General features: G+C 58.8%; 18 protein-coding genes and 1 tRNA gene. 12 read left to right on the top strand and 7 right to left on the bottom strand.

From position 1 onward, the window contains the following. Positions 1–8: 8 nt before the first annotated feature. Complete coding sequence (locus HDF16_RS22160) at positions 9–380, bottom strand: FtsB family cell division protein (RefSeq protein WP_184221723.1); 372 nt, start codon at positions 378–380, stop codon at positions 9–11. 378 nt (positions 381–758) lie between these two features. Here HDF16_RS22160 and HDF16_RS22155 point away from each other — a divergent pair, with 378 nt between their 5' ends. The 5 genes from HDF16_RS22155 to HDF16_RS22135 all read left to right on the top strand — a co-directional run bounded on the left by HDF16_RS22155 (position 759) and on the right by HDF16_RS22135 (position 4,914). Then, on the top strand, positions 759–1,370 hold the full coding sequence (locus HDF16_RS22155; RefSeq protein ID WP_184221721.1) for a biotin transporter BioY: 612 nt from the start codon (positions 759–761) through the stop codon (positions 1,368–1,370). Between the two features lie 121 nt (positions 1,371–1,491). After that, positions 1,492–2,346, top strand: a complete 855-nt coding sequence (locus tag HDF16_RS22150; protein WP_184221719.1) for a menaquinone biosynthesis family protein — start codon at positions 1,492–1,494, stop codon at positions 2,344–2,346. Positions 2,347–2,500: 154 nt separating this feature from the next. Next, a tRNA-Lys gene (locus HDF16_RS22145) sits at positions 2,501–2,576 on the top strand. A 232-nt stretch (positions 2,577–2,808) separates the two neighbouring features. Next, positions 2,809–3,678 carry a tetratricopeptide repeat protein gene (locus tag HDF16_RS22140; RefSeq protein WP_221313011.1) on the top strand — a complete coding sequence of 290 codons (870 nt, stop codon included), beginning with the start codon at positions 2,809–2,811 and terminating at the stop codon, positions 3,676–3,678. An 87-nt stretch (positions 3,679–3,765) separates the two neighbouring features. Further along, positions 3,766–4,914, top strand: coding sequence for an arabinan endo-1,5-alpha-L-arabinosidase (locus HDF16_RS22135; protein ID WP_184221715.1), 1,149 nt, complete (start codon positions 3,766–3,768; stop codon positions 4,912–4,914). A gap of 17 nt (positions 4,915–4,931) precedes the next feature. On the opposite strand, the gene HDF16_RS22130 is transcribed toward HDF16_RS22135, so the two are convergent. After that, positions 4,932–6,134 (bottom strand): tetratricopeptide repeat protein, encoded by a 1,203-nt coding sequence (locus tag HDF16_RS22130; RefSeq protein WP_184221713.1) that lies wholly within the window; start codon positions 6,132–6,134, stop codon positions 4,932–4,934. A gap of 359 nt (positions 6,135–6,493) precedes the next feature. On the opposite strand from HDF16_RS22130, the gene HDF16_RS22125 reads away from it, so the two are divergent. The 3 genes from HDF16_RS22125 to HDF16_RS22115 all read left to right on the top strand — a co-directional run bounded on the left by HDF16_RS22125 (position 6,494) and on the right by HDF16_RS22115 (position 13,497). Continuing rightward, on the top strand, positions 6,494–10,213 hold the full coding sequence (locus HDF16_RS22125) for a TonB-dependent receptor (RefSeq protein WP_221313009.1): 3,720 nt from the start codon (positions 6,494–6,496) through the stop codon (positions 10,211–10,213). 93 nt (positions 10,214–10,306) lie between these two features. Further along, positions 10,307–11,365, top strand: coding sequence for a tetratricopeptide repeat protein (locus tag HDF16_RS22120; protein ID WP_184221709.1), 1,059 nt, complete (start codon positions 10,307–10,309; stop codon positions 11,363–11,365). A gap of 68 nt (positions 11,366–11,433) precedes the next feature. Then, positions 11,434–13,497, top strand: a complete 2,064-nt coding sequence (locus tag HDF16_RS22115) for an alpha-L-arabinofuranosidase C-terminal domain-containing protein (protein WP_184221706.1) — start codon at positions 11,434–11,436, stop codon at positions 13,495–13,497. A 61-nt stretch (positions 13,498–13,558) separates the two neighbouring features. Here HDF16_RS22115 and HDF16_RS22110 read toward each other — a convergent pair whose 3' ends face one another. Both HDF16_RS22110 and HDF16_RS22105 read right to left on the bottom strand, forming a co-directional pair. After that, positions 13,559–14,389, bottom strand: a complete 831-nt coding sequence (locus HDF16_RS22110; protein ID WP_432432265.1) for an ABC transporter ATP-binding protein — start codon at positions 14,387–14,389, stop codon at positions 13,559–13,561. 54 nt (positions 14,390–14,443) lie between these two features. Further along, the gene (locus HDF16_RS22105; RefSeq protein WP_184221702.1) at positions 14,444–15,226 is read right to left on the bottom strand and encodes an MlaE family ABC transporter permease; all 783 of its coding nucleotides are present in this window, start codon (positions 15,224–15,226) and stop codon (positions 14,444–14,446) included. A 135-nt stretch (positions 15,227–15,361) separates the two neighbouring features. Between HDF16_RS22105 and HDF16_RS22100 the strand changes: the two genes are divergently transcribed. From HDF16_RS22100 to hpnE, 4 genes are read left to right on the top strand one after another with little or no spacing between them, the layout of a single operon-like run. Continuing rightward, positions 15,362–16,468, top strand: coding sequence for an alcohol dehydrogenase catalytic domain-containing protein (locus HDF16_RS22100; protein WP_184221856.1), 1,107 nt, complete (start codon positions 15,362–15,364; stop codon positions 16,466–16,468). Further along, positions 16,465–17,424 carry a squalene synthase HpnC gene (gene hpnC / locus HDF16_RS22095; protein WP_184221700.1) on the top strand — a complete coding sequence of 320 codons (960 nt, stop codon included), beginning with the start codon at positions 16,465–16,467 and terminating at the stop codon, positions 17,422–17,424. The genes HDF16_RS22100 and hpnC overlap by 4 nt, the downstream gene beginning before the upstream one ends. Positions 17,425–17,453: 29 nt before the next feature. After that, positions 17,454–18,353 carry a phytoene/squalene synthase family protein gene (locus tag HDF16_RS22090; RefSeq protein ID WP_184221854.1) on the top strand — a complete coding sequence of 300 codons (900 nt, stop codon included), beginning with the start codon at positions 17,454–17,456 and terminating at the stop codon, positions 18,351–18,353. Positions 18,354–18,360: 7 nt separating this feature from the next. Beyond that, positions 18,361–19,761, top strand: coding sequence for a hydroxysqualene dehydroxylase HpnE (gene hpnE, locus HDF16_RS22085; protein WP_184221698.1), 1,401 nt, complete (start codon positions 18,361–18,363; stop codon positions 19,759–19,761). Between the two features lie 86 nt (positions 19,762–19,847). On the opposite strand, the gene HDF16_RS22080 is transcribed toward hpnE, so the two are convergent. The 3 genes from HDF16_RS22080 to hpnJ all read right to left on the bottom strand — a co-directional run bounded on the left by HDF16_RS22080 (position 19,848) and on the right by hpnJ (position 22,270). Continuing rightward, entirely contained in the window at positions 19,848–20,237 is a 390-nt protein-coding gene (locus HDF16_RS22080) for a hypothetical protein (protein WP_184221696.1), read from the bottom strand. Further along, positions 20,234–20,662, bottom strand: coding sequence for an EamA family transporter (locus tag HDF16_RS22075; RefSeq protein ID WP_184221694.1), 429 nt, complete (start codon positions 20,660–20,662; stop codon positions 20,234–20,236). Before HDF16_RS22075 ends, HDF16_RS22080 begins: the two co-directional genes overlap by 4 nt. Before the next feature lie 123 nt (positions 20,663–20,785). Further along, entirely contained in the window at positions 20,786–22,270 is a 1,485-nt protein-coding gene (gene hpnJ / locus HDF16_RS22070; RefSeq protein ID WP_184221692.1) for a hopanoid biosynthesis associated radical SAM protein HpnJ, read from the bottom strand. Between the last annotated feature and the right edge of the window lie 62 nt (positions 22,271–22,332).

Genomic DNA, 22,332 nt, shown 5'->3' with positions numbered 1-22,332 from the left:
GCGTTGCCCTACTTGTTCGTCTTTTCCGGAAGCGTTTGTGTGGGAAGCGTGTAGATGACCTCGCCCGGGCGTGTGTAGTGAAGTTCTTCGCGCGCCTGATGTTCAATCGCATCCGGATCGGACTGCAAGCGGTCCACATGAACTTTAAGGCGGTCATTTTCCTGCTGCAATGAGTGCAACTCCCCGTCCAGTGTTCGCGAGTCCATGCGTTTCTGCTGGTAGACAAAGAGACCGTTCCGGCCGAAGACCACGTGATAGCCAAGCCCTATGGTCAAGGCTGCTGCAGCAACGGTCGCAATTCTGCGACGCACCGCGTAAACGTTCTTCGCTGTGCGTACCACCGATGCGAATCGGGTTCCGGGATGGATCTGGTTCGACATGGACTCCGCAAGCCAAGTATAGAATCCTTCGCGAAACTTCCAGTTTCGATCTTTCTCCCGACGGCCGCGCGAACCACAAAGCTAACTGCCCTGTATCCAGCTGTAAGGAAACGCCCTGATTTGACCTAGCACGAAGGTTGGTGCCCACTCCTCCCAGGGTACGCATCGGGGAGGAGGATTATGGTGCATACCAGCCCGTGGGCTTGCTATGCTTGAAGTCGACGATGCATCTTATCTTCGCGATGCCGGTCGACCCTGGATTACGGCAACGTCGCTGAAGAGTTTCCGAGGATCAGCTCCGGCCATCAACGTTGGCCAACCAGTACCGCATCGAATTGAGTGAACGCACGGCTACAAGTTTCGACGAAAGAGGACAACATGCACTCTGTAACATCCGAATCTCTGGGACCTAACGGTCGACCCGCACTGCCGCTCCTCGAGTCCGTTAGCCAGACCTTGCCTGGAAAAATTTTTGTAGTGATCGGCGCGACGGCGTTGATCGCCGCTGGTGCACATATCTCCCTGCCTCTCCCGTTCACTCCCGTGCCGCTCACGATGTCGGACTTCGCAGTTCTGCTCGTTGGCATGGCGCTCGGACCTACGGCTGCGTTTTCCGCTGTTATGCTCTATCTCCTTGAAGGCGCGGCGGGATTGCCGGTCTTCAGTCCGGCGGGTCTTGGCGGTTTGGCTCAGCTCTTTGGCCCTACAGGCGGCTACCTCTTCGCTTACCCCTTCGCTGCGGTCATCGCCGGGGCGGCTTCAAGGCTTAGCCGCTCGGGAATGTCTTCCTTCACCGCAGCGGTCGTGTCTGGTACCGGCGCGACGGCGGTCATTCTCGCCGGCGGCGCAACCTGGCTTGCTCGCGCGCATTATCTGAGCGCTTCCGCCGCGTGGCACGTTGCGGTGGGCCCATTTCTCTTTGGAGCAGCGGCCAAAGTCGTAGGCGCAGCGATGATCTTCGCTTCAACGCGGCGCTGGTTGCGCTCGTAACGTTCCCCTTTGGCAGGAGCCGCAAATTCAGAGCGCCGCGCCCTGCCGTATCTCCCGCCCTCGCATAACTAGCACAGCCCACTCGCCGAACCACCACGAGTGTGGATAAGGAAGTTTGTAAATGACAGCATCAAGCACCGCGATTCAAGAGATCAGCATTGCGCACAGTCCCGACTCCGATGACGCCTTTATGTTTTACGGCCTGGCAACCAACAAGATCCGGGTACCCGGCTTCAAGTTCACCCATAAGCTGCAGGACATCGAGACGCTCAATCACCTCGCCATCAACGAGGCCTTTTACGACGTCACGGCAATCTCCTTCCACGCCTACCCCTTCATGCAGGAGAAGTACACGCTGATGGCTTGCGGCGGGAGCGTTGGCGACGGCTACGGACCGATGATCGTCGCGAGCCGGAAGTTCTCGCTCGACGAGATCCGCAAGGTCAAGATCGCCGTACCCGGCACGCTGACGACGGCCTATCTCGCATTGAAGCTCTTCGACCCGAACATCGAGACGGTCACTGTTCCCTTCGACAAGATCATTCCCGCAGTCCTGGCGGGCGAATTCGATGCTGGCCTGATCATTCACGAAGGACAACTGACCTACGCGATCGAAGGGCTGCAGAAGGTGCTGGACCTCGGACAGTGGTGGAGAGAAGAGACCGGACTCCCGCTTCCTCTTGGAGGCAATGCCATTCGCCGGTCTCTCGGCGATGATGTCATGCTGACTACGACGAACGCGCTGCGCGACAGCATTCAGCACGCGCTCGATCATCGCGACGAAGCTCTCGAGTACGCGATGCAGTTTGCGCGGGATCTGGACACGAATCTCGCGAACCGCTTCGTCGGAATGTACGTGAACGAGCGGACCCTGGACTACGGCGAAGATGGGCGTCTTGCTATCCGTAAACTTCTGGAATTGGGATACGAGCGCGGTGTGATCCCGGTCAAAACGGAAGTTGAATTCGTGGGCTAATAAGGCACGGCACAGGAGTGGAGGAGGCCTAGGTTCTGCGCCACTTCTGTGATATTCTTTCCTAGTTGCTGAGTTGAACGTGCCCTTATGAATCGCTTCATGAGCTGGCCTTCCTCAAAGACAGCCTTTCCAAGCGACAGGCTCCCTCAATAGTGGACGCGTAGCTCAGTTGGTAGAGCATTCGACTCTTAATCGACTGGTCGTAGGTTCGATCCCTACCGCGTCCACCACTCATTTCAGCAATCAAGCATGAGCAGCGCGCGTCTGGCATGCTGCGCCCGAGAGCGCATTCCCGGACCGCTTGCTTGAGCCGGCCAGCTCCTTTCTGCTTTTGCTAGGCTAGGGCTGATGTCCAAAGGCTATCGAATTCGTCGTTGTCTCCAGCGCAGCCGACGTGGAGCGGAGAGGACATGTCTTCTTCTGCTTCTGTGGGCCCTTGGGACGGCTGGAACTGCGGCCCAAGTGGTCTCAGGAGGCGGGAGTGCAGGTCTGCTCGATCAGGCCCGATCGGCGTTTGGCTCAGGGCAGCTACTTCAAGCGGAGAGCGCGCTTCGCAGCTACATCGCCGATGAGCCCCACCCGGCCAGCGAGGCCCTCTATTTGCTAGGCCGCGTGCTTGAGGGCGAGCACAAGGCGGCGGAGTCGCTGAAATGGTTTACAAAGGCGGCTGCGATATCGCCGCCGAGCGGGGACGATCTGCGGGTTGTGGGCAGAGACTATGTGTTGTTGAATGACTACCCATCCGCAGCGCACTGGCTAACGAGAGCGGTTGAGTTGTCCCCAAACGATGCCGAAGCCTGGTACGACCTGGCGCGGGTTCGGATGACGCAGCAGGAGTTCCAGAGCGCTGAAGCTCTGATGAAGCGCTCGCTCGCCCTCAACCCCAGGCTCGTCAAGGCGGAGGACAATCTTGGGGTGATTTACGAGTCCGAAAACCGTCCAGTGGATGCGGCTGCGGCGTATCGCCAGGCGCTTGCCTGGCAGGTGGGTTTTCCGCATCCAAGCGAACAGCCCTTTCTGAACTACGGAAGGCTTTTGCTATCGCTGCAACGCGGCGGGGAGGCGCTGCCTCTACTGAAGAGAGCGGTTGAGATCAGCCCGGATGACGTCCGATGCAATGAACAGCTTGCGCGGGCGCTCGACCTGCAAGGTGATCTGCCGGGCGCGATCACGCGAATGGAGAACGCGGTAAGGCTTGCCCCGAAGGAGCCGCGGCTCCACTATCAGCTTGGTATGATCTATCGCCGCGCCGGGCAAGCGGAAAAGGGTAGGGAAGAGATGGAGCTGAGTGGCCGACTCTATGGCGAGCATTCCTCAGAGACGCAAAGGTGAGGTTCCGATAGGGGTTGAATTCCATTAATCCGGCCTCGAAATTTCTTCCATGCGAGAATTTCACTGAAGCAGGCCTTTGGAGCGTAGATGAATTCTTCAGCGATAGTTGCGGTAGATCGGCGATGGTTCGCGCTGATTCTGGCTCCAATAACGTTCTTTGCGCCAGCGATTTGCAACGCGCAGACGGCTCCTCAGGCACTGGAGCTTACGGGAGCCTTCAAGGGAACCCACGATCCGTCGATCGGGGAAGACCACGGAAAGTATTACGTGTTTGCTACGGGGGCTGCGTTTCCGCAAGCCGATACAGGGTCAGGTGTCCCGCCGCCGCCCGCGCCTGGCGGAGAGCTCGCGAAGAAGAGGCGCACTCAGGATCTGCCGCAGTTTCCCATTCGATGCTCGACCGACCGACATGCGTGGACTCGTTGCGGAGAGATCTTTCCTTCCATCCCGAAGTGGATTCAGGAGATGAGCCCGAAGACCTCCGAGTTATGGGCACCGGACATCTCGTATTTCGATGGGCTCTACCACCTGTACTACGCGTTCTCTGTCTTCGGGAAGAACACCTCCGGAATTGCGTTGGCCACGAACGAGACCCTCGATAGCGCTAGCCCAAAGTACAAGTGGGTTGATCGGGGGCTGGTGTTGCGCTCTCTCGAAACCGACAATTTCAACGCTATCGATCCGAACCTGATTCTCGATGCCAAAGGTGACGCCTGGCTATCCTTTGGGAGCTTCTGGTCGGGCATCAAGATGCGCAAGCTGGATCGTAAGACGGGGCTCCTGTCATCGACAGACGCGAGCGTCTACTCGCTTGCGTCCCGCGCAGGCGTCGACCAGAACCGCTCCGGTAGAGGAGATCTTCCACCCGACACTGAGGCCGTGGAAGCCCCGTTTATCTTCCACCATGGCGATATTTACTATCTCTTCGTAAGCTGGGACCTCTGTTGCCGCGGCACGAAGAGCACCTATCGGACGATGGTGGGTCGCTCTCGCAATGTCACCGGCCCCTACCTCGACCGCGAGGGTCACCCTATGGCGACGGGCGGCGGATCTGCGTTTCTCACGGCCAATTCCAAGTGGCTAGGGCCGGGCGGCGAGTCTCTGATCCACCTCCCGAAGCAGGACCTTATCGTCTTCCACGCGTACAACGCGACGGACGGGAAACCGAGCCTTCACATCTCCACGCTTGGGTGGAAAGACGATTGGCCTGAAGCTGCTCTTGAAGGTGAGAAGTAGTCTCGGGCAGTAATCCGCTACGGATTGGCTGAAGAAGAAGCTGGGACGGTTCCGTTGAGCTTTCGCCAGTCGGCGAGCTTGTCCGCATTCTTCTTGTCGTCCGCCGCACGCAGGCTGTTATAGGCGGCCAAAGCCTTATCGGCATCCTCCGGCTTATGCAGCTTGCGGTAGACGCGCACGAGCTCGTAATAAGACCTGCGTCCGACTTCGCCTTTCGAGTCGCCTGCGGCGCTCTTTTTCAGATGCTCCGCAGCCTCGGCGTACTTTCCACTTTCGGCCAATCCACGGCCAAGATAGAACTCCGCGACCGGTACGTCGTGGTAGACCTTCAGCATTTCCAGCAGGAGCGGAATGCCTGCGGCCGAATCGCCCAGGTCAATGTCCGTGCTTCCAAGGTTGTACATTGCGATGGGGTTCGATGGCGCGATCTCGAGTTCCTTCGCATAGGCCTTGCGCGCTGATTCGAGCTCGTTCAAGTGGCGATAGGCGTCGCCAAGCCCCTCATAAATGTCAGGATTTCGCTGCTGATTCTCCAGGGCTGCTTCATATTCTGCGATGGCGTCGCGGTCGCGGTTCTCTGAAAGAAACAGTTCGGCCCTGACCTTGTGCACTTGCCACGCGTCGGGATTCAGCTGCGCCATCCTGGCGTAGCTTGCCTGGGCGACCTGGCTGTGGGCCCGGCCCCGATACTCAAGAATGCTCAGGTCGGAGGGGCTGATCTCCGCCGCAGCGTCGAGAGGTCCAGTTGCAAGCTCCGGATGGCCGGCGGCCAGTTCCACAATTCCCAGCCACGATAGGCACTCGCCATTTCTCGGATCGCCGGCCAGCTCTTTCTTCAGCGAGTCGACCGACGCGTCAATCTGGCCAGATTGATACTCGAAGATGCCTGCGAACATACTCGCGGAGTGAAGCTTGGGATTCAGGCGCAGCGCCCGATGCAAGCTGTCGATTGCATCCTGCAACTTGCCTTCGCGGCCGTACACCAGGCCGAGGTCAAGATGCGCCTCCGCAAGACTGGGGTCGAGCCGGATGGCGGTGCGAAAGGCCGACTCCGCGTCGGCGGGACGGCCCTGTTTCAAGGCTTCTGCGCCCTGCCGGAACGCGTTCTCGATATCGGGAGACTGGCCCTGAAGCAGAGGAGCTGATCCGAGGCCAGCCACAGAAACTATGCTCAGCGCGGTCGCGATCCGGAAAAATTTCATCATCGATATGGAGGGCATAAAACTCGTAAGTATTTGCATGGAGGCGGGTTCTGTTTTCCAAATCTAAAGGCCGAATGCGCCCATGTAAACCGGTTTAGGTTGCTCGATCGTGCGTGACGCGCTTAGACCGGTCGGGAAGCGAATTGGGGAGCAAAATCCCCCGAATTTTAAAGCGCTGCTGCTTTAGCGATTGACACTCCACCTTTTGGTTGAGTACTATCAGCCCTCGTTCGAGATGATAACCGGAAAACGTCCAGAGAACGTTTTCTTGCAAGCGGATACATCAGGCTCAAGACATAAGGCGGTCGGACCACTTGCGGGGAACATCTCTACTAAAGATCGAGGCATCAGCATCATTTTGGGAGGAATTTTTATATATGAAAATTGGTAAAGGTATACTTCTCTTGGCTACCAGTCTCTGCCTTCTGTTGGGCATGAGCACCGCCCTCTCGGGCCAGACAAACCAGGGTGTGATCGCCGGAAACGTGCTCGACTCCACCGGAGCGGCTGTCCCGGGTGTTGTTATTACGGCCACTAACGCTGAAACCGGATCGGTCTATACGACCCGTTCCACCAGCGCCGGCAGCTATCGTTTCCCCTCCATCGAACTGGGCCGCTACTCAGTGTCTTCGACCGCAGCGGGTTTCAAGACCGACGTCAGGACTGGAGTCGAGGTCCGAGTCGGATCGGTGACATCGCTCGATATCACCGTAGCCATTGGCGGAGCCAGCGACACCATCACCGTAGCTTCGGACGCACCGCAGATTGAAACTCAGTCCTCGGACGTTGGCGGCACAGTCAATGCGCAGCAGATCATCGACCTTCCCCTCGCCCTGGGTGGCGTCGGCGCGATGCGCTCACCAGAGGCGTTTGTCTTCCTGATCCCTGGCACGGCGGGTCCCGGCACGGCGAATAACAATAATGGAATCTTCATCTCGAAGATCGGCGGCGGCCAGAACTTCGGAAACGAAGTCCTGCTCGACGGCGCGTCACAGACACGTTCGGAAAATGGCTCCTCTTTCGACGAAGAAGCGCCTTCAGTTGAAGCTATCGCCGAGTTCAAAGTCACCACTTCCACTCCGGCCGCTGAGTTTGGACGTACCACGGGGGGTATTGAGAACTTTGTTACCAAGCAGGGATCGAACAAGTATCACGGAACGGCGTTTGATATCTTCCGCAACGATGCGCTGGATGCGAACAATTGGTTCAACAACGGTTTCAAGGCCTTCTACCAGTCGCAGGGCAATCCTTCGGAGGCTAACTACAATCGCGGAAGCGACAAGCAGAATGACTACGGCGGATCTCTCGGCGGCCCGGTTTACATTCCGCATATCTACAACGGGCATGACAAGAGCTTCTTCTTCTTCGCGTGGGAGCAGTTCCGTCAGAATCTGGGTGGTGTCACGACCAGTACGGTACCCACCGCTGCAGAGCGCGGCGGAAACTTCCAGGACCAGTTGATCAACGGCAGCAACGGACAGATCAATCCCTGCGATGGCACGACCATTCTCAATGGCCAGATCTTCGATCCCGCCACGACTCGTGTCGTGAACGGTACTCCTTGCCGCACTGCCTTCCCGAACAATACGATTCCAACGGCCCGTTTCAGCGCAGTCGCACAGAAGTTGATTGCGTACTATCCGGCACCCACGAGCCCGGCGTTGAATAACAACTATTCACTAAGTTCCTCATCGCCCATCAACAACACGACCTATACCATTCGCATTGACCAGACGATCGGAAGCAAAGACAAGATCTGGGCTTCTTACAGCAGCCGCGAAAACACGCGTAACAGTCCGACTCACCTTACCCTTCCAGCCCCGGTTGATCCGGACACGCAAACCCAGGACTTCATCACCCACTTCGGCCGCGCGGGATGGGATCACACGTTTTCCCCAAATATCCTGAATCACTTCAACTTCGGGATCAACCGCTCCAATTCGATCAATGGTTCCATTGAGGCGGTTTCCGGAGTCAATTATGCGCAGCAGCTTGGCATCGCCAATATCGTGACCGGGTTCCCTCGCATCAACGTGTCCGGGGTCGATTCGTTGAGCCGCAACCAGCTCGGCGACAATATCGACAACGGTCTCCGGTTCAACGACTCTGTCAGCATCGCTCATGGTCGGAACAGCTTCAAGATCGGCGGCGACTACCGATATCAGCAGTACTCCGCCTTGGCCAACGATCAGATCAACGGCTATTTCAACTTCAACGGGAACCAGACAAAGGCTACTCAAACCGGACCCTATGCAGGTGGCACAGGCCTGGGCTTTGCCAGCTTGCTGCTTGGTAGCTTCGATTCGGCTGGAACGACAATCCCGTTCCATCAGCCGCGTTGGATCTCGAACTACTGGGCAGTCTTCGTCCAGGATGACTTCAAGGTCAACAATAACCTCGTCCTCAACCTTGGAATCCGCTACGACGTCGATCAGCCCCGCAAGGAGGCGACGAACAGCACGTCGAACTTCAGTGAGTCGGCAATTGATCCTAAGAGCGGCCTGCCGGGCGCTCTGGTCTTCGGAACCACCTGCACAAGCTGCAACAAGCGCTGGGCGGATACCTGGTACAAGGACATCGCGCCGCGTATCGGCTTTGCATATACCCCGCCGAACTCCAATGGCAAGACGGTGTTGCGCGGAGGTTTCTCAACCCTTTACGGCCCCCTGCAGTACAGCGACTTTGGAGGTGCGACCCTCACCGGCTACACCAATCCGATCAACCAGAACAGCGATGGATTCAACGCCACCTATTCCATCGACAATGGCCTGGCACCTTACACCGTGGGAACCAACCTTGATCCCGGCTACTACGACAACGGAAACTCTGCTGCACCGGTGGCCTTTAGCAACTACATCAAAGCCTCCTACGGACGGCCGGCTCAGATCAATCAGTGGAACCTTCAGGTCCAGCAGGAGCTTGCAAAAGACCTCATCCTGACGATCGGTTACATCGGTTCGGCTGGCTCTCACCTCAAGTCGCAGGAAGAGAACGTCAACAATGTTTCCAAGCAATACTTCGGTCTCGGCGACCAACTTGGAGACCACTTCAGCGACGTGGCCCCGCTAACTGGCAAGGCACTGCCATACGCGACCTTCAATCCGGCGGCCGCCTATGTCCAGGCGCTGCGTCCTTTTCCTCAGTATGACTTCATCGCCACGGACTGCTGTCTCCAGAACGTAGGTCATTCTTCGTATGAAGCAATGATCGTGTCACTGGAGCGGCGGCTGACACAGGGACTCTCGCTACAGGCTTCCTACACCTGGGCCAAGTCCATCACGAACGCGGACTCCATCATCAACGTGACCAATGGCGTTGCTCAAGAGCAGGACCCATCCGACTCCAAGAGCCAGAAGTTCATCTCGAACCAAGATATTCCGCACACCTTTACAACCGCTTTCACCTACGCCTTCCCGTTCGGCAAGAATCGGCACTTCCTCAATACGGGCAATCCGTTTATCAATGCGGCGGTAAGCGGGTTCAAACTTAGTGGGGTTCTCCGTTATCAGTCGGGTCAGCCGACGACGTGGGGCTGCGCTGATGGCATTCCCGGCTTCCAGAACTGCATCTCCTTTGACCGTGTTCCGGGATCGAGCTTTAAGAGTGCGGCTCGCAAGGGACATATCGATCCGTTCCGCGAACTCCGCGCCGGTAACAATCTTGCCGGTCCGGACCCAAGCGTAGACAGCGAATACAACGGCCTGCTTCAACCGAAGAACGCATTGGGCGATCAGGACAACGCGGGTTACGCTGCATTACAGAGCGCGCCTGCCTTCACCAGCGAGAACGCTCCGGATAACCGCCGGCTGCGCTCGACGTCACCGCTGCAAAATGGAGCGTTCGAACTTGGCAACGTGGCGCGAGTCACAGGCGAGGTTCGCAACTATCTCTACATCAATGAGGACCTTGCACTGCTCAAAGAAACTCCGATCAAGGAGGGCGTCAGCTTTATCTTCAAGATCGAGATGCTGAATGCCTTCAATCGCCATGTCTTTGGCAATCCGGACGCTCAACCATACGACCAGTACTTCGGTGTACCCACGTTTACGATCGACAACCCGCGACTCATGCAGTTGACCGCTCGTATTCAGTTCTAGGCAGTTTCGATCGTGGGCCGAGACTCGCCTGAAACTTCAACCAATGCTCTGTGATACTGGTGGCGGGATAAATCCGCCGCCAGTTTTATTTCTATGCCACGTTGTCTCCTCATAACGGGTCTTGTTGCAATCGTCCTGACCGCTCGTGGACAGGCGAATCCCGCAGGCGAAGTTCAGCCCCTGGTTGAACAGGCCCGGCAGCTGATCGTAGCGGGAGACACCAACGGAGCTATCGAGTTCCTGCGCAAGGCGCTGACGATTAGTCCGAACTCGCCCCCGGTGAATCTCACGCTCGGAGACCTCTTTGTTCAGCAGCGTCGCTACCCCGAGGCCATGGAGCGTTTCGAGACTGTGCTGGCAATCGATCGCCGTTCCCCGCAGGGGCGGCAAGGCGAGTTGAATGCAGCCACAGCGCTAGCGCTGGAGGCCAAGCGCGCGGGGGACCAGGAGGCGGCGCTCGCCTGCCTGCGACATGCGCGGGAATCTTTGCCCGACGACCCCGTTCTATTGCGCGACCTGGGCATTCAGCTCTTTGACATGCACTATCTCAGACTGGCCGCGGAGACGCTTACACAGGCGATGAATCTTGATCAGAACGATGCCGCCACCGTCTACTCGCTCGCGCGGGTAGAGGCGGAGTTGCAACAGTTTCCTCCTGCGGAGAAGCACTTCAACGCCTATCTGAAGCAACGTCCCGACGATGCGACAGCTCACTACGGGCTCGGTCACGTGTTGCAGATGCAGCAGAGGATCGATGAGGCGAAGGCCGAGTTTCGGCGGTCGATTGCGTTGCAGCCGCATCAGACGGAGTCTTACTACCAGCTTGGCCGGATCGCTCTCGACCAGGGGAGCGCGGCGGAGGCGAAGCCGCTCTTCGAGCGGACTCTCAGCCGTGCACCGGCTCACGGCGGCGCGCTCGCAGGCATGGGCATTCTCGCGTACCAGGCGAAGGATTACGTGGCAGCCGACGACTGGCTGAAGCGCGCCACGACTGCGTCACCGGAGTACCAGCCCGCGCATTACTACCTGGGGCTGACCCTGGCACGGCTGCATGACAAAGAGGGATCGGAGAGGGAACTGAAGGCGGCGGTCGATCTGGCGAAGGTGCAGCAGGGCAGATCGGCACCTCTCCCTGCGGATGCTCCTCCGTAGGAATCTCCATGCGATCAAGTACAGCTGCACCCACTCACGCAAGGCCCAGCTTGAAAGGACTTCAGATCATGAAATTTTCTCGGCACCGAATATTGATTGGTGCTTCTCTGACTGCCGGAGTGCTCTGCGGCACCGCTACCTTTGCGACTGCCCAGGTGACTGAATCCAATCCCGGAGCGGCTGGGATAATCCACATCCAGGTGAGCAGGCCCGTGAGTCCGCAGGCTATTCCGGAGACGCTCTTCGGAAGCTTTCTTGAGCCGATCCGGCAGTCGACCTACGGTGGCCTTTGGGCGGACGCGGTTGAGAATCCATCGTTTGAAGATGGGCTATGGTCGTCGAACAATGTGGCCGAGATGCTGCACGATCGGCCGGAGCTTCGCCGCGGTTCGGAGGTTGGCTTGCCGCTGCCCTGGGAGCCGCTCGAGCGCGGCCAGGGCTCGCGTTACTCGCCGATTCGGGGCGATGCTGCGAACTCCTATCAGTCGATGCTGATCATGTCGCTGCCTAAGACTGAGGTCGGCATTCTCGAGCGCGTCTACCTGCCTGTTCAACGTGAGCTGACCTACAAGGGTAGTGTCTGGATCAAGCACGTCGATGGTCCCGCGGGCGTAAAAGTCTCTCTTCGCCGACGTGATCATCACGACGCCATACTTGCTTCGGCAAACCTTGAGGCCTCAAGCGCCGGGTGGACGAAGTATTCATTCACCCTTGCGCTGAAGGAGGGAGATGTAGCGCCTCTCGACCCGCTCGACCTCGTGATTTCGCTCAGCGATGATGCGCGGGCACAGGTCGATAACATCTCGCTGGTGCCCGCCGATGCGGTTGAAGGCATGGATCCTGATGTCATCGCACTCGCCCGCGATCTGCACTCGTCGTTGGTGCGCTTTGGCGGCAACTTCACCTCGCACTACGATTGGCACGATGGCATTGGCCCGGCTGACAAACGGATCTCAAAGCTGAATCTCTCCTGGGGTATTCCGGAGTACAACACCTTTGGCACGGACGAGTTCCTCGCCTTCTGCCGCCTGATCCACTCCCAGCCGCAAGTCGCGCTCAACCTTGGCACGGGAGCGCCGCAGGACGCGGCAGACTGGGTCCGCTACATCAACGAGCATTGGGGCGATCACAAGGGCGGGAACCTGTGGGAACTCGGCAACGAGCTATGGGGCGACTTCCAGGTGGGCTATCCATCGCAGGAGCGAGTGGCAGCCAAGACCCTTGCCACCAGCAAAGCCGTGCGGGCCGTCGATCCGAACGCTCGTCTGATAGCGACCGGAGGGGATGAGGACCACTTCCACGACTGGAACGCCCAACAGCTTTCGACACCACTGGACACCTTCAACTATCTCTCCACGCACTTCGTTGTGGGCGATAACGTGCAGCTCCCCTACGCTAGCGATCAATTTCGTATTGAGGCGGCTCTCGCGATGCCATGGGGTCTTGGCGAGCGCATGCAGGCGATCAAGAAGCAAATCGTCGAGTCGGGCCGGCCGGATGTGAAGGTGGCGTTTACGGAGTGGCTCATGATCTCGGGCCTGAACACCGGCCCTCACTTCTCCAACCTGGGCGGAGGCCTCTTTGCGGGCGGCTTCCTCAACATGGTGATGCGGAACTCGGACGCAGTCGGTGTCTCGGATATGACGGGAATTCTCGACTTCGCGGGCATCGTCAAGACGCACGGCCAGGCTTACGGAACTCCCGCTTACTGGGTGCTGCGCACCTACAGCAATGCTCAACCGGACAGCCTGCTGGCGGTGAAGAGCGACGGGCCGACTTACTCGGTGACACACGGAGTGTTTCGCCTGCCGGAGATTGTCAACGTTCCTTATCTGGATGTCGTTGCGGCGAAATCCACATCCAAGGGAACTACTCTGTTGTTCTGTGTCAACCGACACCTCACTCGAGCGGCTACTGCAGAGATCGATTTTTCTGCCCTGGGAGTTCGACAGGGCACGGCGCATATATCGACCATCACGGCCAATACTATTCTCGCGGCGAATGATGAGGTCAGACCCAACGAAGTGACTCCTTCTGTGACCTCGGAGAAGTTCACTTCGCGGCTCACACACATCTTCCCCAGCCGCAGTATCACCGTCATTGAATTTCCCTCAAGCGAGGAACGGCGCTAAGCGATCGACGTGAAGCAGGTCACTGGATCGTCAGCACGATGCTAACTTCTGTCCGCATCCGCTAAGAGAGGTATTCCTTCAGCCACGGGTCGTCTGAGTGGACAAGCTCTTCGGTAGAGCCGTCGAAGACGATGCGACCCTCGTTCAGAACCAGGAATCGCGTGCTGGGAACGATGCCGTTGTTCGGCAGCTTCTCCATGTGCCCGGTCTCGGTGTTGAACTGGTAGGTCGCGAGCGTGAAGGCGTCCTGAAGGCGGTGGGTGATCAGCAGCGAGGTGGTGTGAGAGACATCGCGTTGCTTGACCACGAGTTCGACGATCGTTGTCGAGGTGATGGGATCGAGGCCGCCGGTGGGGGAGTCGTAGAGAATCAGGTCGGGCTTAGTAATCAGCGCTCGGGCAATCGAGACGCGTCGCCGCATGCCACCTGAGAGCTCCGAGGGGAACTTGGAGATCGCTTTCTCCAGTTCCACGAAGCGGAGGGATTCGACGACCCGCTTATGTGCCTCGTCTTCAGGAACCTTCTCCTCGTTCAAGCGGTAAGCGACGTTTTCTTCCACGGAGAGTGAGTCGAAGAGAGCCGACTCCTGAAAGACCATGCCGATCCGCGACCGCAGTTTGTAGAGGTCGTTCTCGCTCATCTTCGTGACATCCTGGCCGAAGACTTTGATGGTGCCGGTGTCCGGCTTGAGCAAGCCGTTGGCGAGTTTCATCAGAACCGACTTGCCGCAGCCTGCGGGGCCGAGGATGATGCGGGTCTCGCCAGGCATCACCGTGAAGGAGATGTCCTCGATCACCGGCTTCACGTCGAAGATGATGGAGACGCCCTCAAAGACAACGACGGGCTCTTCGCTGTTTGCAGCGGAGGCCGGTTCCGTCTTGTCGGATGTCATTGAATTTGCGGTCACTGAATTTGCCATCGTCCGCCGTCTATCGGTTGCCAGGGTCTATTGATTGCCAAAGATGCCGATCATCGCGCGGCTCACCAGGAAGTCCACGATGATGATGAAGACGGACGAGACGACCACGGCCTGGGTCGTCGATCGGCCGACGCCTTGGGTTCCACCCTTGGTGGTCATGCCGAAGAAGCAGCCGACGGTCGCGATGATGAAGCCGGAGAAGAGTGGCTTGACCAGCCCCTGCGTCACGCCGGCGTAGGTAAGCGAGCGATAAGAGGTGTGGAAGTAAGAGGAGAAATTCAAGCCCAGCATGGTCACGCTGACCAGGGCGCCACCCGCGATTCCGACCGCGTCCGAGACGATGGTGAGGAAGAAGAGCATGAAGACGGTGGCCATGAGGCGGGGCGTAACCAGCTTCCGGACGGGATCGGTTCCGAGAGCGCGCATGGCGTCGATCTGCTCGGTAACCTTCATGGAGCCGAGTTCGGAGGCCATCCCAGAGGCGTTGCGGCCAGAGATCATCAGTCCAGTAAGCACTGGGCCAAGCTCTTTAACCATCGAGAGGGCGACCAGGCTGCCGGTCATGCTGATCGCGCCGAAGGCCTCAAGCGAGCTGGCCGACTGCAGAGCGAGCACGCAACCGGTGAAAAATCCGGTCAGAATGACGATCGGCATCGACCCGACACCGATGGAATCCATCTGGGTGAAGACATCATCCCAGTAGTGCGGGCCGCTGAAGATATTCGCGACCGCCTGTCCCGTCAGCAGGGAATATTCCTGCACGGCTGCGACACGTTGTTTGAGGAACACGTCTGGGGAAACGAAAGGCATAGTCTGGCTCAATGTATCAGATGCGGTTTCCTTCCGGGCGACTTCGATTCCGTCAGCATTTTCTTCGACCAAATCCCGCTGCCCACCGGCAGGCTCATCGGTGAGAAAATGGAGAGAATGAGATCGTCGAACCAAATGCTGGCGGCAGTGCTCCATGGCAAGGAAGATTTGCGCCTCGAGCGGGTCCCGCTTCCGATTCCTGAAAAGGGAGAGATCGTAGTTCGTGTTGGAGCGGCGCTTACCTGCGGCACCGACCTGAAGGTCTATCGCCGCGGTTATCACGCGATGATGCTGCAGCCGCCCATCCCGTTCGGGCATGAACTGGCCGGAACGGTGTCCGATATAGGCGAGGGAGTTACCGGATTTTCCGTGGGTGATCGCGTTGTGGCGTTGAACTCCGCGCCTTGCGACGCATGTTTCTTTTGCGAACACGACCAGCAGAATCTCTGCGAGGACCTGCTCTTCAACAACGGTGCTTACGCGGAGTTTATCCGGGTTCCAGCGAGGATTGTGGAGAAGAACACACTGCACATTCCAGAGGGGATTGCCTTCGAGCACGCAGCGCTGACCGAGCCTCTGGCCTGCGTGGTTCGCGGTCTGGAAGAGACGATGGCGAGGCCTGGCGACACGATGGTGGTTGTAGGGGCAGGGCCTATCGGGCTGATGTTTATGCACGCGGCGGAACTGGCGGGCATTCATGTGATTGCCGTGGTGAAGCGGGAAGATCAGATCGCTTCCGCGCGGCTTTTTGGTGCTTCTCAGGTTGTGCAGATCCACGACGGAATCGACATTGTCGCCGCAACACGCGCTCTGACACCGCAACAACGCGGAGCGGACTCTGTCATTGAGGCGGTCGCCACTCCTATGACGTGGGGATGGGCCGTCGATATGGTTCGCAAAGGCGGAACTGTAAACTTTTTTGGCGGACCACCCTCAGGGACGCGGGTCACGCTCGACACCAACCGGCTGCACTACGGCGACATCACGCTGAAGGCCAGCTTCCATCACACGCCGGCTGCCTGCCGGACGGCGTTCGAATTAGTGACAAGCGGTCGCTTTAAAGCGGCGGAGTACATCACCGGCAGAGCGTCGCTTGCTGATGTCCCCCATCTCTTCCACAAGATGCTGACGCGCTCCCGGGGTGCGTCGCGGCTGGAGATTAAGACGGCGATCTTCCCGGGGAGCCATCCGTTGGAGGATTTTGCACTGGTAGAGTCGGCGCTTGTGGGGGCCGCACGATGAGCTCGTCGGCGGAGCTGGCGGTTCCGGTCGATCGCTTACATGGCAACCTTGAGGGCGCTCCACCGGAGTACATCATGCCCGCCGCGCGGCCTACGCTGGCTGAGGCGAAGCTGTGGTGCCGCAACCTGGCAACCTCGCATTACGAAAACTTCCATGTCGCGACGTGGTTCTTGCCCAAGGCAGTGCGACCACACTTCGAGAGTGTCTACGCGTACTGCCGCGTCTCGGATGATCTTGGTGATGAGGTCTCCGATCCGCAGACCGCGCTGCGTCTCCTCGACGAGTGGGGCGCTCTGCTCGACGAGTGCTACGACGCGCCTGCACAGTCGCGGCATCCGGTCTTTGTCGCGCTGCATGAGACGATCGCTGAACATAATCTGCCCCGGCATCTCTTCCATGATCTGCTCGCCGCCTTTCGGCTTGACCAGACAAAGACGCGCTACGAGTCACTTGCCGAGTTGGGTGCGTACTCGCATGACTCGGCGAATCCCGTAGGACGGCTCGTCCTGCTGATCTCCGGCTACCGCGAAGAGTCGCTCGCCCTGCTCTCCGACAAGATCTGTACCGCGCTTCAACTCGCCAACTTCTGGCAGGATGTGGTCGAAGACTGGGAGCGTGGTCGCCGCTATCTCCCGGCCGATTTGATGACGCAGTTCGGCGTGACGGACGACGACATTACCGCACGGCGGTTCACGCCACAGTTCCGTACACTGATGCAGCATCTCGTCGCGTACACACGAGAGATGCTGCGCGAGGGAAGCGCGATCAGCCAGCATGTTGACCGTGAGCTTGCGACGACGCTGGATCTCTTCCGCAAAGGTGGCGAGTCGATCTTGGATGCGATCGCCGCGCAGGACTACGACACCTTGAAGAGTCGTCCCGAGGTCTCAAAGACTCGCAAGCTGCAACTGGTCGCGGGGGCAGTCTGGGGTAAGTTGCTTGGAGCGAGATCGTGAGCGTGCCCGTCTCGACGCAACCGCCGACGATGGAGATCGCCGCTGCCTACGCTGCCTGCGACGCCATCGCGAAACGCGAGGCGAAGAACTTCTACTACTCCTTCCGCGTGCTACCTCGAGCCAAGCGCGATGCGATGTGCGCGATCTACGCCTTCATGCGACGCGCGGACGATCTCTCCGACGATGAGACATTTTCGATCGAAGTTCGCCGCGTGATGATGGACGAGTGGATTGCTGCGTGGCGGCGATCCACGCTCGAAGATGCTGACCCGGTCTTCGTCGCAGTGCGCGATACACAGGCTCGCTTCGGCATCTCTGACGATCTGCTAGAGCAGCTTGTGCAGGGAACGACGATGGACCTTTACCCCGACGAGACGGACGATGGCGAGATACGTGGCTATGCTGACTTTGACGCTCTTTATCGCTACTGTTACCTGGTCGCATCGGTGGTCGGCCTCGTCTGCATTCGCATCTTCGGTTATTCGGACCCAAGGGCCGAGAAGTTCGCCGAAGAGACCGGCATTGCCTTCCAGTTGACGAACATTCTTCGCGATGTGAAGGAAGACGCCGAACGTGGGCGCTGCTATCTGCCGCTCGACCTGATGGCTGGATATGGGCTCACCTTCGACCGGTTACAGGTACTCTCCTCGGGTGAACTGCCGGTCAAGAACGATCGCGATATGCTCCGCGCACTCGGCGAAAAGGCTGAAGCTTACTACGCATCGGCGCAGCTGCTGCTGCCGCTGATCGACCGCGACAGCCGCGCTGCATTGTGGGTGCTCGTGACGATCTACCGCCGCCTGCTGGAACGCATCATCGCGGCGGACTACGACGTCTTCAGCGAGCGTGCCTCGGTGCCGACGGCGCAGAAGCTGACGATTCTCGTACAGGGCGTTCTGCTGTCTTTCAGGAACCGAATCCTTGGATGAACGGGGGATGAGCGGAGCGATTCAGCGTGACGTAGTCGTCGTTGGGGGTGGCCTTGCGGGGACTGCCGCTGCGCTTGCCCTATCGCAGGGCGGAGCGGAGATCAGCGGCAACAGCATTACAGTCCTCGACCGGCGGCCGACGCTGGGCGGACGTGCCTACTCGTATCCGCATCCAGCGCTTGATGAGGTTGTCGACTCGCAGCATGTGATCCTGGGCTGCTGCACGAACCTCATCGACCTCTTCGAGCAGGCAGGCGCAGCGGACACGATCCGCTGGTACGACCAACTTTTCTTCCTCGAGCCTAATGGCAATAGAACGCGACTTGCGCCCGGAGTGCTGCCCGCGCCATCGCACCAGACGATAAGTTTTCTGCGCGCGCCCATGCTGGGCCTGAGTGACAAGATCGGCGTCGCGAGAGGGTTAGTGGAGTTTTTGCGTGGCTATCCCGCTTCGGATGCGGAGAGCTTTGCGACTTGGTTAAAGCGGACTCGCCAGACCGAACGAGCGATTCGCCACTTCTGGGAGCCAGTGGTGGTTGGCGCGTTGAACGATGGCTTTGATAACTGCTCGACGAAGTACGCGGGTAAGGTCTTCCACGAATCGTTTCTGCGATCACCGCAGGCCGGAAGGCTTGGGATTCCCGCGCTGCCGCTGAGTGAGTGGTTGAATCCGCTGACGGAGCTGGCTCAATCTCGCGGAGTCGATGTTCGCATGAAGACCGGTATGACCGGGCTCGAACAGATAGCTGGCGATCGCTGGCGGGTCACGACCGAAAGCGCCGTCTTCGAGACGAGCAATGTGATCCTCGCAGTGGACTTCAAACAAACTCAGGGCATCCTGCGGGAGTTGCCGGGAGGCGCTCCGATCGCTGCTGGATTCGAGCACTTTATCGCTGCGCCCATCACGACGATCCATCTCTGGTTCGATCGTGAGGTCATCGATTTAGACCACGCCGTGCTGCTTGATACGCGTATTCAATGGATCTTTACCAAGTCGCGCATACGCCGCTGGCCGGCCTCGCGTGGGACGTATCTGGAGCTGGTCATCAGTGCGTCATGGCCGGAGTTGAAACTGGGTAGGGAAGAGATACTCGCCTCTGCTCTTGAAGAACTGGCGATGTTCTTTCCGGCGGTCAAGACTGCTCGGCTCGTCAAGTCGAGCGTGCTGAAAGAAGCCCGCGCGACGTTTTCGGTTACTCCGGGTCTCGATGCTTATAGGCCCACGCAGAAGACACCGTGGCCGGGCCTCTATCTCGCTGGCGATTGGACGGCGACTGAGTGGCCTTCGACCATGGAAGGTGCCGTACGCAGCGGAAGACTTGCGGCTGGAGCGCTGATGGGCGATATGGCTCGCTATCTTTCGGCTGAACTTCCGGCTACGGGGGTGATGCCTCTGTTAGTTCGTTAGCGCGGGCGTTTTACGTCCCACCCATCGCGAGAGACAAAAGCGCGATGGATGGGGCACCCGGGCTCTTGTCATGCGAAGAAGAAGGGCTACCTCGCGAGGAGGATGATACCTGCGGCGACGAATGCAACCGAGATCCATCGTCGCTTATCGACGTTCTCATGCAGGAAGAACTTCGCCGCGAACGCGTTGCCAATGAACGTAATTGCGGCGCTGGCTGGCGTCGCCAGTGAGACATCGACGACGCTCAATGTGAACAGTAGAGAGAAAAAGCTCACCGCCATCGCGCAGACGCCGAGCAGGAACATTGGGCTACTCACGACCGCTTTAGCTGCGCCCGAAATTCCTGATTTTGCCCGAATCAGATCCAGGTCGCCGATGCGCCGCATGGCTCCGGCCGTCAAGATATCGCCTGCGATCGCCGAGACAGCGACCGCGTCGATTAGAACCCATTTCTCCACGACGCCGACGGTGGTCATACGTGCTCCAACCCTTGCTCCGAAGGCTTGGGAGGATGCTCAGTGAGCGATGGGCCGTTAGCAACGAAGCCCACACCGCAGACGATCAGAGTGATGCCTAGCCAGCGGTAGGGGGAGATCGTCTCATGCTGCCAAAACTTCGCCAGCAGCGCGATGATCACGTAGCCGAAGGCAGTCGAGGGCAGTACAAAGGTGAGGTCGGCCCAACTCAATGCCGTCAGGTAGCTGGCGAAGTAGCCGATGAGCAAAAGGATTCCGCCGATGACCCAGGGATTCTTCATAGCGATCATCAACAGACCGAGGTGGTGCATGGATACTGGGCCAACCTGCGCCATGCCATGCGACAGCATCGTGTCGCCGACCGACACGGTCAGCATCACCGCGAGCAGGATCAGGTAGCGCTGGGGAGAGAGGGTGTGCTTCATGGGCAAAGTGGGGAATACGGGGATTTTTCGCTGCGCTCAGAATGACGGCGGTCTGGGCCGTATGGGTAAAGTGAAAGGCGGCCAGCAGACTCGCTGACCGCCCCTTTGTAGAGTTCGTAAACGCTAGGCGTTCATGCTGACAGATTCCTGCGCCTTGACCGCGTTCGCTTCCTTCGCGGCGCGGGCAGCCTTGTTGCGCTGCGAGCGGAGCTTCATGAAGCTGACAGCCTCGGTGTAGAGGCGGGGCACATCGCGGTTGACGATCGCCTGCCACACTACGCGGAACGCTGCCTTGGGGCGGAAGTAATATTCGTCATAGAACTTGTGCACCATCTCCATAACGTACTCGACGGGCAGGCCCGGGTACTCGATGTGCGCCATCTGGTGACCGCCATCGTCAGCCATAGCTTCATTGGTGATGAAGCCGTTGGTCTTCGCGTAGTCGTAGAACTCGGTCCCGGGGAAGGCGTGCGCAATCGAAACCTGGATGGTCTCGCAGTCGAGCTGCTTGGCGAATTCGATGGTGTTGCGGATCGACTCGCGGGTCTCGCCGGGCAGGCCGAGGATGAAGTCGCCGTGAACTACGAGGCCGAGCTTGTGGCAGTCGCGGGTGAAGTCGAGCGCGCGCTGAACCGTCGCACCCTTCTTGATGTTCTTGAGGATTTGTTCGTCGCCTGACTCGTAGCCGACGATCAGGAGGCGGCAGCCTGCTTCCTTCATCGCCTTGAGGGTCTCGAAGTCTGTAGTGACGCGCGAGGTGCAGGACCACGTCAGGCCTAGTGGCTTCAGCTTCTCGCAGAGCTCTACGGTACGAGCGCGCTGAATGTTGAAGGTGTCGTCGTCGAAGAAGAACTCTTTTACGTGGGGGAAGAGTTCCTTCGCCTGCTTCATCTCGGCGGCAACGTCATCGGTCGAACGCTTACGCCATGCGTGGCCGGAGAGCGTCTGCGGCCAGAGGCAGAAGGTGCACTGCGCTGGGCAGCCGCGCGTCGAGTAGAGCGAGACATACGGGTGCAGCAGGAAGGGAACCGAGTACTTGGTGACATCGAGATCGCGGTGGTAGATCTCGGTCGCCCAAGGCATCTCGTCCAGCTCTTCCGGGGTAACCTGGGCGCGGTCGGGATTGTGAACGATCTGGCCATTCTCGCGGTAGCTGACGCCAAGGATCTCAGCCAGCGGCTTGTGGTTGGCGAACTCCACGATGGAGAAGTCAAACTCCCGGCGGCAGATAAAGTCGATTGCGGCGCACTCGTTTAGAGCCTTATCGGTCGATGTGGTGACCGGAGGTCCGACGAACGAAATCTTAATCGAGGGATAGGTCTGCTTGATGACCTCGGCCATCTTCTGGTCGCCTTCCCAGCCCATGGTGCTGGTGAAGAGGACGAGGAATTCGTAGTCCTTGAGGATCTCGACAACATCCTGCCACTTCAGGTGGTGCGGCGGAGCATCGACAAGGCGCGAGCCCTCGAGCATGCCGGCGGGATAGGTGAGCCATACCGGGTACCAGTACGATTCGATCTCACGTGTCGCGGGCCAGCGTGAGCTGGCACCACCATCAAATTTCTCGAAGGAAGGCGGGTTCAGAAAAAGTGTTTTAAGTGGCTTCATCGCTATCTCTTAGTTTACCACTTCGTTAGCACTTGGGCCTTCGAAGAGGGTTGTCGGGAAGG

Origin of the sequence: Granulicella aggregans (assembly GCF_014203275.1) — a bacterium.
In the GTDB taxonomy this organism is placed as follows: Bacteria; Acidobacteriota; Terriglobia; order Terriglobales; family Acidobacteriaceae; genus Edaphobacter.
The sequence above is the reverse complement of the archived record's forward strand: the minus strand, read 5'-3'. Positions and strand labels throughout refer to the sequence as shown.

Bases quoted from the DNA above. Each gene is read 5' to 3' on its own strand.
- HDF16_RS22160 (WP_184221723.1), bottom strand. From the start codon at position 380: ATGTCGAACCAGATCCATCCCGGAACCCGATTCGCATCGGTGGTACGC.
- HDF16_RS22155 (WP_184221721.1), top strand. From the start codon at position 759: ATGCACTCTGTAACATCCGAATCTCTGGGACCTAACGGTCGACCCGCA.
- HDF16_RS22150 (WP_184221719.1), top strand. From the start codon at position 1,492: ATGACAGCATCAAGCACCGCGATTCAAGAGATCAGCATTGCGCACAGT.
- HDF16_RS22135 (WP_184221715.1), top strand. From the start codon at position 3,766: ATGAATTCTTCAGCGATAGTTGCGGTAGATCGGCGATGGTTCGCGCTG.
- HDF16_RS22130 (WP_184221713.1), bottom strand. From the start codon at position 6,134: ATGCCCTCCATATCGATGATGAAATTTTTCCGGATCGCGACCGCGCTG.
- HDF16_RS22125 (WP_221313009.1), top strand. From the start codon at position 6,494: ATGAAAATTGGTAAAGGTATACTTCTCTTGGCTACCAGTCTCTGCCTT.
- HDF16_RS22120 (WP_184221709.1), top strand. From the start codon at position 10,307: ATGCCACGTTGTCTCCTCATAACGGGTCTTGTTGCAATCGTCCTGACC.
- HDF16_RS22115 (WP_184221706.1), top strand. From the start codon at position 11,434: ATGAAATTTTCTCGGCACCGAATATTGATTGGTGCTTCTCTGACTGCC.
- HDF16_RS22110 (WP_432432265.1), bottom strand. From the start codon at position 14,389: ATGACATCCGACAAGACGGAACCGGCCTCCGCTGCAAACAGCGAAGAG.
- HDF16_RS22105 (WP_184221702.1), bottom strand. From the start codon at position 15,226: ATGCCTTTCGTTTCCCCAGACGTGTTCCTCAAACAACGTGTCGCAGCC.
- HDF16_RS22100 (WP_184221856.1), top strand. From the start codon at position 15,362: ATGCTGGCGGCAGTGCTCCATGGCAAGGAAGATTTGCGCCTCGAGCGG.
- hpnC (WP_184221700.1), top strand. From the start codon at position 16,465: ATGAGCTCGTCGGCGGAGCTGGCGGTTCCGGTCGATCGCTTACATGGC.
- HDF16_RS22090 (WP_184221854.1), top strand. From the start codon at position 17,454: ATGGAGATCGCCGCTGCCTACGCTGCCTGCGACGCCATCGCGAAACGC.
- hpnE (WP_184221698.1), top strand. From the start codon at position 18,361: ATGAGCGGAGCGATTCAGCGTGACGTAGTCGTCGTTGGGGGTGGCCTT.
- HDF16_RS22080 (WP_184221696.1), bottom strand. From the start codon at position 20,237: ATGACCACCGTCGGCGTCGTGGAGAAATGGGTTCTAATCGACGCGGTC.
- HDF16_RS22075 (WP_184221694.1), bottom strand. From the start codon at position 20,662: ATGAAGCACACCCTCTCTCCCCAGCGCTACCTGATCCTGCTCGCGGTG.
- hpnJ (WP_184221692.1), bottom strand. From the start codon at position 22,270: ATGAAGCCACTTAAAACACTTTTTCTGAACCCGCCTTCCTTCGAGAAA.